Here is a 10358-nt window from a genome sequence, read left to right as displayed (position 1 = left end):
CCGTCGTCCCCCGACGTCGCGCGGGCGTCCGACGCCGCCCCGCGCGGCCAGGCGACGGCGGACCCGTACGGGTTGGCCGGGTCGGTCGCGGCGAGCAGGACGGCGCCCGGCTCGGCGCGGCCGCTCCCTGCCCCGCCGACACCGTCGCCCTCGGCGAGCGCGTCCCGGGCGCGGGCGCGGTCGGCGGCGTCCGTGCGCAGCTGATCGACCGCGCCGGGCAGGGCGAACTGCGAGCCGCCCAGCCCCTCGACGAAGTAGCCGCGCCGCACGGCGCCGCGCTCCTCGAGCACGCGCAGCACGCGGTAGACGTCGCGGAAGCGGGACGTCACGCCCTCGGCGGGCGCGGCCGCGCGGGTGAGGACGCCGTGCCGCTCCAGCAGCACCTGGGTGAGGGCGTGGGCCCTGACCGTCGGGTCCTGCTCCACGGCGGGCAGCGCGGACCAGCGGCCGCCGCCGGCCCGCGGGACCGCGGCGACCGACGTCGGGCGTGCGATCCCGAAGCGGGACGGCCGCACCGGCCGGGCACGGCCGGGGGCCGCGGGAGCACGGTGCGCCCCGCCGCCCCGCCGGGACGACCCGCCGAGCGACTCGCGCAGCGGACCCAGGCGGTCGTTCGTCACCCAGCCGGCCCACACCAGGTCCCACAGCGCGTCGAGGGTGGCCGCCTGGCTGGCGTCCGCGAGCTCCGCGAGACGTGGCAGGAAGTACCCGCCCGAGCCGGTGAGCAGGTCGAGCACCGCCCGGTGCAGGTCCGTGTCGAGCGGCCCGCCCTCGTCGACGGGGTCGGGGTCGCGCAGCGTGAGCGGCGCGCCGTCGGCGAGGTGCAGGCTCACCATGCCGTCCCCGCCGCCGGAGCCCGGGAGCCGGCCGTGCCCGCACCAGAGCACCTCGCCGGCCGTGGTGAGCTCGTCGAGCACGGCGGGGGAGTAGTCCGAGACGCGGGCGGGCAGCACCAGCGTCTCGAGCGCCGACGCCGGCACCGCGGCCCCCGAGAGCTGCTCCACCGCCCGCAGCACGCCGTCCGCGCCGCGCAGCGCCCCGCCGCCGGACCCGGCGCCGCCGACCCGCACCCCGATCCCGTGCCAGCGGGGCAGGAAGACGCCGAGCGACTCCGGCTCCACCGGTTCGACCTCGGCGCGCAGCGCGGCCATGGACCGGCGCCGCAGCGTGCGCAGCACCTCTGGGTCGCACCACTCGTCGCCCGTGCCGCCCAGCGACGACGGCCGCAGCGCCCCGCGCGCCACGGCACCGGCCGCCTCCAGCCGGGACAGCACCTGGGTCACGACCGCGATGCCGAGCCCGAACCGTCGCGCGACGTCCACGGCGGGGAACGGCCCGTGCGTCCTGGCGTGCCTCCGGACGAGGTCGCCGAGCGGGTCGGGCACCGGCTCGGTGAAGGTCTCGGGCACGCCGACGGGCAGCGCCACGCCGAGGGCGTCGCGGAGCCGGCCGGCGTCCTCCACGACGGCCCACTGCTCGGCGTCGTCGCCCGGGCGGCCGCCGAGCCGTACCCGGATGACGCGGCGCGCGCCCTCGAGGTCGGCCAGCCACTCCTCGACCCGCTCGCGGGACTCCTCCCGGGTGCGTTCCCGCAGGGCGGCGACCGGGTGCGGCCCGGTACGGCGCAGCACGTCCCACAGGCCCTCGGCGTCGCGCGCCTGCCGGTCCGGCGCCAGCGCCTGCAGCTGGGCCTCGGTGCGCTCCACGGCGCCCGGGTCGAGGAGGTCGGCGAGCGGGGTGGCGCCCTGCTCGCCGAGCAGCTCCGTGAGCAGGTCCGGGTCGAGGGACAGCGCGGCCGCGCGCCGCTCCGCGAGCGGCGCGTCGCCGTCGTACAGGAACTGGGCGGTGTAGCCGAACAGCAGCGCCTGCGCGAAGGGCGACGGCGTCGACGTCGTCACCTCGACGAGGCGCACCCGGCCGCCCTGCAGGTCGCGCATGAGGTCGGTGAGCGCCGCGACGTCGAAGTCGTCGCGCAGGCACTCGCGGGCGGCCTCGAGCATGATCGGGAAGTCCGGGAACTGCGACGCGACCTGCAGCAGCTGAGACGCCCGCTGCCGCTGCTGCCACAGCGGCTGCCGCCGGTCGGGACGACGCCGCGGCAGGAGCAGCGCCCGCGCGGCCGCCTCGCGGAAGCGCGCCGCGAACATCACCGAGCCGCCGAGCTCCTCGCGCACCGCGTCGAGCACCTCGTCGGGGTCGACGAGCAGGTCCTCGGCCGTGACGGCGGGGGCGTCGCCGTGGGTGGCAGGTCCGTCGCCGCCCCACCCGGGCCCGCCGAGGTCCCAGCCGGAGTCGCCGGCGTCGGGCAGCCGCAGCACGATCCCGTCGTCGGCGTGCATGGCCGCGACGTCCGTGCCGTACCGGGCCCGCAGCCGCGCGGCGACGACCAGCGCCCACGGCGCGTGCACCGGCGCCCCGAACGGGGAATGGATCACGACGCGCCAGTCGCCGAGCTCGTCGCGGAACCGTTCGACGACGACGGTGCGGTCGTCGGGCAGCCGCCCCGTCGCGCGGCGCTGCTCGCCCAGGTAGGCGGCGAGGTTGTCCGCGGCCCACGTGTCGAGCCCGGCGTCGCGCAGCACGTCCCGGCCGCGCGCGGTGCCGCGCTCCTCGTCGTCCGCCAGCAGGGCGTCGGTCTCGCGCACGAACGCGCCCACGGCGCGGCCGAGCTCGGCGGGACGGCCGGGGGAGTCGCCCTTCCAGAACGGGAGGCGGCCCGGCAGGCCGGGCGCCGGCGTCACCAGCACGCGGTCCGGGGTGATCTCCTCGATGCGCCAGGTCGACGAGCCGAGCGTGAACGTGTCGCCGACACGCGACTCGTAGACCATCTCCTCGTCGAGCTCGCCGACGCGCTTGCCGCCGCGGGGCCGGTCGACCGTGCCGACCCCGCCGCCCCCGTCCGCCGGCGACCCGGAGGTGGGCGCCTCGGTGGCGAGGTAGACGCCGTACAGCCCGCGGTCGGGGATGGTGCCGCCGCTGGTCGCGGCGAGCCGCAGGGCGCCGGGCCGGCCGGAGAGCCGGCCGGTGGCGCGGTCCCACACGATCCGGGCGCGCAGCTCCGCGAACTCCTCGCTGGGGTAGCGGCCGGCGAGCATGTCGAGCACGGCCCGCCAGGTCGCGTCGCCGAGCGAGCGGAACGGGTGCGCCCGGCGGAACGCGGCGAGGAGGTCGTCCGCCTGCCAGTCGTCGGTCGCGAGCGCCGCCACCACCTGCTGGGCGAGCACGTCCAGCGGGTTGGCCGGGACATGCAGGTGCTCGATCTCGCCCGCGCGCATGCGCTGCGCCACCACGGTGGCGGGCACCAGGTCGCCGCGGAACGTCGGGAAGACCACGCCGTGCGAGACCGCGCCCACCTGGTGCCCGGCGCGCCCGATGCGCTGCAGCCCGCTCGCGACCGACGGCGGCGCGCCCACCTGCACCACCAGGTCCACGGCGCCCATGTCGATGCCGAGCTCGAGGGACGACGTCGCGACCACGGCCGGCAGCCGGCCCGCCTTGAGGTCGGACTCGGTGCGGGTGCGCTCGACGCGGCTCATCGAGCCGTGGTGGGCGCGGGCGAGCGCCGGGGCGCCGTCGCCGTCCGGGAGGCCGACCGAGGCGCCCGACTGCGCCTGCGCCTGCGCCGGCCACTGCGTGCCCGGGGCCGGGAGGTCGACGCCGGAGCGCTCGGTCCAGATCTCGTTCATCCGGGCGGTGAGACGCTCGGCGCCCCGGCGGGAGTTGGTGAAGACCAGCGTCGAGCGGTGGTCGGCGACGAGGTCCACCACCCGCTCCTCGACGTGGGGCCACACGGACGCGCGGCGCAGGGGCGAGACGGCGTCGCCCGTGAGGTCGAGCTCCTCGTCGCCGAGCCCGCCGCCTCCCGCCGGGTTCGTCGTCGGGTCGGTCGTCGGGGTCGTCGTCGGGTCCGTCGTCCGGTCCTGCGGGTCCGGCACCCCGCCGGAGTCGAGGTCCGCGAGGTCGGGCACGGGCACGACCACGTCGATCGCCCACTTCTTGCTGGCCGCGGGCTGCACGACCACGACCTCGCGGCCGCCGTCCTCGGGCGCGCGGTGCCCGGCGAGGAACTCGGCCACCGTCTGCGCGGGGCGCACCGTGGCGGACAGCCCGATCCGCTGCGCCGGCCGGTCGAGCAGCTCGTCGAGGCGCTCCAGGCTCAGCGCCAGGTGGGCGCCGCGCTTGGTGCCCGCGACCGCGTGGATCTCGTCCAGCACGACCGTCTCGACGCCCGCCAGGCCCGCGCGGGCCTGCGACGTGAGGACGAGGAACAGGGACTCGGGGGTGGTGACCAGCACGTCCGGCGGCCGGGTGGCGAACGCACGACGCTCGGAGGCCGGGGTGTCGCCCGTGCGGGCGCCGACGGTCACCTCCTCGACCGTGAGCCCCTCGCGGGCGGCGGCCTGCCGGATACCGGCCAGGGGAGAGCGCAGGTTGCGCTGCACGTCGGCGGCGAGCGCCTTGAGCGGGGAGACGTACAGCACGCGGCAGCGGCGGGGGCGCTCCGGCGGCGGTGTGGTCGTGAGGCGGTCGATCGCCCAGAGGAACGCCGCGAGGGTCTTGCCGGACCCGGTCGGGGCGACGACGAGCGCGTGCCGGTCGGAGCTGATCGCGTCCCAGGCCCCGGCCTGGGCAGCCGTCGGCGCCGCGAACGCCCCGGTGAACCACGCGCGCGTCGCGGGGCCGAACCGCTCGAGCACGCCGTCGTGCCCGACGGCAGGGTCGGCAGTGAGATCGGCGGGGCTGCCGGACGGGGGGACGACCACCTCGTCATCCTGGCAGGGGGCACCGACAGCCCGCAGGACGAGCGGTCGTCCGTGCCGTGCGGTGCCGTGCCGTGCGGTGCCGTGCCGTGCGGCCGCGGCGTCCGGCGTGCCGACCACCCTCCCGGCCGTGCGAGGCTGGGGGCGTGCGCTATCGCGAGTTCGCCGAGCTGGTCGACGAGGTCTTCGGGCCCGCCTACGGGCGTGCTCTCGTGCGCGAGCAGGTGCTGACCCGCCTCGACGGCCGCACCCCTGCCGAGGCGCTCGAGGCGGGCCTCGAGCCCCGCGACGTGTGGCACGCGCTGTGCGACGCGCTCGACGTTCCCGAGCCGGACCGCTGGGGCCGCGACGACCGCCGCCAGGCGCCGCCCGCGCGCTGACGGGCCGTCGCCCGCGCCGACGTCGTGCCCGCGGGGCATCATGGCGCCATGCGCGACCACCGTCCCCCGCTCGTGACGGTGGTCGACGTCCGTGCCGCGCTCTGGTCCCTGGCCTCGACGGCCGCCGGGCTCGGGGTCGCGATCGCCCTGGTCGACGGCGTGGGCGTGGCCTCCCCGTGGGACGTGCTGCTCGCGGCGCTCGTGGTGGGCCTCGGCGACGCGCTGCTGCGGGCCCCGCTGCGGCGCCTCGCGCGGGCCGGCGGAGCGGTCGTGGCGCTGCTGCTCGGCCTCGCCGCGCAGGTGCTGGTCGTCTGGGCCGCGCTGACGTTCCTGCCGGGAGTGACGAGCGACTCGTGGGCGGACGTGCTCGCCGTGCTCCTCGTCGCCGCGGTGGTGATGGCGTGCGGTCACTGGGTCGTCGGGGCGCGCGACAACGCGTACGTCGTCGGCGACCTGCTGCGCCGGGCCCGCCGTCGTGCCGGCCTCCCGCGCCGGGCGACCCGCGCCGGCGCCCTCGACGGCACCGGTGACGGGGGCGGCGCGGACGACCGGCCCCCGGGCGTGCTCGTCGTCATGCTCGACGGCGTGGCCCGGCCGACGCTCGACCACGCCCTGGAGGCGGGGCTCGTGCCCACGATGGAGCGGTGGCTCGGCTCGGGCAGCCACCGGCTCGAGTCGTGGTGGGCCCGCGTGCCGTGCACCACCCCGGCCAGCACCCTCGGCCTGCTGCACGGCACCAGCGACGCGGTGCCGGCCTTCCGGTGGTGGTCCCGGCGCCTCGGGCGCCTCGTGGTGACGAACCGCCCGGCGGACGCCGCCGAGGTGGAGCGGTCGGCCTCCGACGGCCGCGGGCTGCTCGCCGACGGCGGCGTGGCGGTGTCGACGATGTTCTCCGGCGACGCCCCGACCAGCCTGCTCGTGATGAGCCGCGCGGCGGAGGGACTGGGGCCCGGTCCGCTGTTCGTCCGCTTCTTCTCCAGCCCGTTCGTGCTGGTGCGGGCGGTGGCCGGCACCGTCGGGGAGGCGCTCAAGGAGGTGTACCAGGGGTGGCAGCAGGTGGTGCGCGGGGTGCGCCCCCGCGTGGCGCGACGCGGGTGGTACCCGGTGCTGCGCGCGGTGACCAACGTGCTGCTGCGCGACCTCAACACGTCGCTCGTGGCGGAGCAGCTCGTGCGCGGAGCGCCCGTGGTGTGCGTGGACCTGGTCGACTACGACGAGATCGCTCACCATGCCGGCCCGCTGCGGCCGGAGGCGCTGCGCGCGCTGGAGGGGCTCGACCGGGTGGTCGGGCTGTGGGAAGAGATCGCGCGCGGCGCCCCGCGCCGCTACCGCACGGTGGTCGTGTCGGACCACGGGCAGTCCCTGGGGTCGACCTTCGAGCAGGTGGTGGGGCGGTCGTTCGCGGACGAGGTGCACCGGCTGATGGCGATCCCCGCCCCGCCTCGGGGGGAGACGGCGGACGGCGAGGCGTGGGGCCCGGCGAACACCGCGCTGCACGCGCTGCGCCGCGACGGCGAGGGCGACGGCCGGCTCCTGGTGGGGCCGGACCGCGACGCCGGGCGGACGGACCTTCCCGCCGTCGAGGTGATCGGGTCGGGCAACCTCGGGATGGTGTGGTTCTGCCGCGAGCCGCGCCGGCTGTCGGCCGCGGAGGTGGCGGCCCGGTGGCCCACCCTCGTGGCAGGCCTGGTCGAGTCGCCGGCCGTCGGCTTCGTCGTGGTGCGCGGCGCGCAGGGGCCGGTGGCGCGCGGGCGGCTCGGGTCGCACGACCTGGCGACCGGCCGGGTGACCGGTCGGGACCCGCTGGCCGGCTACGGGTCGCGCGCCCGCGCGGACCTGCTGCGCCTCGCCGGGCTGGAGGACGCCGGTGACCTCGTCGTGGTGTCCGCGGTCGGCCCGATGGGCCGGGTGCACGCGCTCGAGGGGCTGGTGGGCTCGCACGGCGGGCTCGGCGGCGCGCAGAGCGAGGCCCTGCTGCTGCACCCGGCCGACCTCGTCGTGCCCGACGACGAGCGCGAGGACGTGGACGGTGCCCGCGTGCTGGTGGGCGCCGAGGCGGTGCACCGGCGGCTCGTGGCCTGGCTCGCCGCGCTCGGCCTGCGGGACGGGCCGTGAGCGCGGCGCCGGGCGGGCGCGACCCCGCCGGGGGGTCGGGGCTCCGGGTGACGTGGCTCGGGCACTCGACCGTCGTCGTCGACCTGCCGCGCGCGGGCGGGGGCACCGCCCGGGTCGTGACCGACCCCCTGCTGCGGCGGCACGCGGGACTCCTGCGGCGCCGCGGCGACCGCCCCGACACCGAGGCCTGGCGGGGCGCCGACGCCGCCCTGCTGTCCCACCTGCACCACGACCACGCCGAGCTGGGCTCGCTGCGGCTGCTCGGCGACGTGCCGGTGCTCACGGCGCCCGCCAACGCCCGCTGGCTGCGCGGGAAGGGCCTGCACGGCGTCGGCCTCGACCTGCCGCCGGTGCCGGCCGGCCACCCGCCCGACCACCTGCCCGGCCACCCGCCCGGCCACCCGCCCGGCCATGACGTCGCGCACCATCCCCCGCAGCACGGTGGGTGGCACGACGTCGCGGGCGTGCAGGTCCGCCTGACCGCCGCGGTGCACGGCGACCGGCCGATGCCGCACCGTCCGAACGCCGCGAGCGGGCACCTGGTGCGCGGGCCCGGCGCGACGGTGTGGGCCGTGGGGGACACGGAGCACTACCCGGGCGTGGGGCGCGTGCGCGAGCTGGCCGGCGGGCGGGTGGACGTGGCGCTCGTGCCCGTGTCCGGCTGGGGCCCGCGGCTCTCGGGCGGCCATCTCGGCCCTCGCGGGGCGGCCGAGGTGTGCGCGGAGGTCCGGCCCCGGGTGGCGGTCCCGGTGCACTGGGGCACGCTGCACGTGCCGGGCGGGCAGCACCTGCCGCGCGGGTGGATGGACCACGCCGGGGAGGCCTTCGCGGCGGCCTGCCGCCGGGCGGCGCCGGACGTGCGCGTGGTGGTCCTGCGGCCCGGCGGGTCGTGGCGCGACACGCCCGGGGACGACGACGCCCTCGAACACGTGTTCGGGTAGAGTCTGCCCCCAGGAGGGTCCTCGGACGTCGTCCTCCACAGCCGCGACGGGCCGCCCCCACCGTGTCGGTGGCGGCACGTACGGTCGACGACAACATGAGCACGCAGCCACGAACGCCGGCGCGCAGCCGCCGCGCCCAGAACGCAAAGGTGACCGACATGCCCGCAACGGCAGACCGCGAGAAGGCACTCGAGGCCGCGCTCGCCCAGATCGACCGCAGCTTCGGCAAGGGCTCGGTCATGCGCCTCGGCGACGAGGGCCGCGCGCCCGTCGAGGTCATCCCCACCGGCTCGATCGCGCTCGACGTGGCCCTCGGCATCGGGGGGCTCCCGCGTGGCCGGGTCGTCGAGATCTACGGCCCGGAGTCCTCCGGCAAGACGACGGTCGCGCTGCACGCCGTGGCCGCCGCGCAGCGGGCCGGCGGCATCGCGGCGTTCGTCGACGCCGAGCACGCGCTGGACCCGGAGTACGCCAAGAAGCTCGGCGTCGACACGGACGCCCTGCTGGTCTCGCAGCCGGACACCGGCGAGCAGGCCCTGGAGATCACGGACATGCTGATCCGCTCCGGCGCGCTGGACATCATCGTCATCGACTCGGTCGCGGCGCTGGTGCCGAAGGCCGAGATCGAGGGCGAGATGGGCGACAGCCACGTCGGCCTCCAGGCCCGCCTGATGTCGCAGGCGCTGCGCAAGATCACCGGTGCCCTGAGCGCGTCGGGCACCACGGCGATCTTCATCAACCAGCTCCGCGAGAAGATCGGCGTGTTCTTCGGCTCGCCGGAGACCACCACCGGTGGCAAGGCCCTGAAGTTCTACGCCTCGGTGCGCATGGACATCCGCCGCATCGAGACCCTCAAGGAGGGCACGGAGCCGGTCGGCAACCGCACCCGCGTCAAGGTCGTCAAGAACAAGATGGCGCCGCCGTTCAAGCAGGCCGAGTTCGACATCCTGTACGGCGTGGGCATCTCCCGCGAGGGCGGGCTCATCGACATGGGCGTGGAGCACGGCTTCGTGCGCAAGTCGGGGTCGTGGTTCACCTACGAGGGCGACCAGCTGGGCCAGGGCAAGGAGAACGCCCGGGCGTTCCTGCGGGACAACCCCGACCTGGCGAACGAGATCGAGAAGCGCATCAAGGAGAAGCTCGGCGTCGGCGCCAAGCTCGACGCCCCTGCGGCCGAGGCTCCCGTCGAGGGCGCCGCGGGCTCCGCGACCGGGCTGGCCGTCGATCCGGCACCGGCTGCCAAGGCGGGCGCCAAGGGCAAGAAGGCGCCGTTCTGACGGGCGCCGGCAGGTCCGGCATGGGCACCGGCACCGTCACCGCCCCCGTCGCGGCTGCGCCGGTGACCGCCGGCCCGACCGGAGCCGTGCTCGTCGCGGTCGCCGGGGGAGGAGGCTCGTGACTTCGGGGGATACTGCCCCGGGCGGTCGCGGCGTGGGGAAGCGTCGCGGCCGCCGCCAGGGTGGCGCGCGGGGAGCGGGCGACGGCTGGTCGTCGGACGGCTCGGAGGCGGGGCCGGCTCACGGCTCGGACGACGAGTCGGAGAACAGCGGCGGGTCACGCCGCCGTCAGCCGCGCCGCACGGTGGCCGAGCGGCTCGAGGCCGGCGAGCTGACGGTCGAGGACGCCACCGAGAAGGCGCGCGAGACGCTGCTGCGGATCCTCACGGCCGCCCCGAAGAGCCGCGCGGAGCTCGAGCAGTCGCTCGCGCGCAAGGGCTACCCGGAGGCGGTCGTGGGCCCGGTGCTGGACCGGTTCGACGAGGTGGGCCTGGTCGACGACGCCGCGTACGCCGACATGCTCGTGCGCACGCGGCACGCCGAGCGAGGCCTCTCGCGGCGCGCACTGGCGATGGAGCTGCGCCGGCGCGGCATCGCCGAGGAGATCGCCGCCGACGCGCTCGAGCAGGTCGACCCCGACGACGAGCGCACCGCAGCGCTGGCCCTGGCCCGCAAGCACGTGGCGCGCACCAGCGGGCTGGACCGAGACGTGCGCGTGCGCCGCGCGGTCGGCGCGCTCGGGCGCAAGGGCTACGCGCCGGGCGTCTCCTTCGGCGTCGTGCGCGACGCCCTCGCGGAGGAGGGCGAGGACGCCCTCGACGACGACTACCCGGGTGCCGACGACTGACCGAGCCACCCCAGGGGCCCCGCCCTTCGCGCCGCGAC

General features: G+C 77.5%; 6 protein-coding genes. 5 read left to right on the top strand and 1 reads right to left on the bottom strand.

Features of this window, described 5'->3' with window-relative positions:
• The coding region (locus tag ACFUVW_RS16370; RefSeq protein WP_430572379.1) for a DEAD/DEAH box helicase at nt 1–4697 on the bottom strand (4697 nt) is incomplete at its 3' end.
• 209 nt (nt 4698–4906) lie between these two features.
• On the opposite strand from ACFUVW_RS16370, the gene ACFUVW_RS16365 reads away from it, so the two are divergent.
• The 5 genes from ACFUVW_RS16365 to ACFUVW_RS16345 all read left to right on the top strand — a co-directional run bounded on the left by ACFUVW_RS16365 (nt 4907) and on the right by ACFUVW_RS16345 (nt 10320).
• Nucleotides 4907–5140: a DUF3046 domain-containing protein gene (locus tag ACFUVW_RS16365; protein WP_430572378.1), complete on the top strand. Its 234-nt coding sequence runs from the start codon at nt 4907–4909 to the stop codon at nt 5138–5140.
• Between the two features lie 48 nt (nt 5141–5188).
• Nucleotides 5189–7255, top strand: a complete 2067-nt coding sequence (locus tag ACFUVW_RS16360; RefSeq protein ID WP_430572377.1) for an alkaline phosphatase family protein — start codon at nt 5189–5191, stop codon at nt 7253–7255.
• Complete coding sequence (locus ACFUVW_RS16355) at nt 7252–8196, top strand: MBL fold metallo-hydrolase (protein WP_430572376.1); 945 nt, start codon at nt 7252–7254, stop codon at nt 8194–8196. Before ACFUVW_RS16360 ends, ACFUVW_RS16355 begins: the two co-directional genes overlap by 4 nt.
• 158 nt (nt 8197–8354) lie before the next feature.
• Nucleotides 8355–9473 (top strand): recombinase RecA, encoded by a 1119-nt coding sequence (recA, locus tag ACFUVW_RS16350; RefSeq protein WP_430572375.1) that lies wholly within the window; start codon nt 8355–8357, stop codon nt 9471–9473.
• 154 nt (nt 9474–9627) lie between these two features.
• A complete protein-coding gene (locus tag ACFUVW_RS16345; RefSeq protein ID WP_430572374.1) occupies nt 9628–10320 on the top strand; it encodes a regulatory protein RecX in 693 nt (230 codons plus the stop codon).
• Nucleotides 10321–10358 lie beyond the last annotated feature (38 nt).

It is taken from the genome of Isoptericola sp. NPDC057391, assembly GCF_042668085.1.
GTDB lineage: Bacteria > Actinomycetota > Actinomycetes > Actinomycetales > Cellulomonadaceae > Isoptericola.
The sequence above is the reverse complement of the archived record's forward strand: the minus strand, read 5'-3'. Positions and strand labels throughout refer to the sequence as shown.

Bases quoted from the DNA above. Each gene is read 5' to 3' on its own strand.
- recA (WP_430572375.1), top strand. From the start codon at position 8,355: ATGCCCGCAACGGCAGACCGCGAGAAGGCACTCGAGGCCGCGCTCGCC.
- ACFUVW_RS16360 (WP_430572377.1), top strand. From the start codon at position 5,189: ATGCGCGACCACCGTCCCCCGCTCGTGACGGTGGTCGACGTCCGTGCC.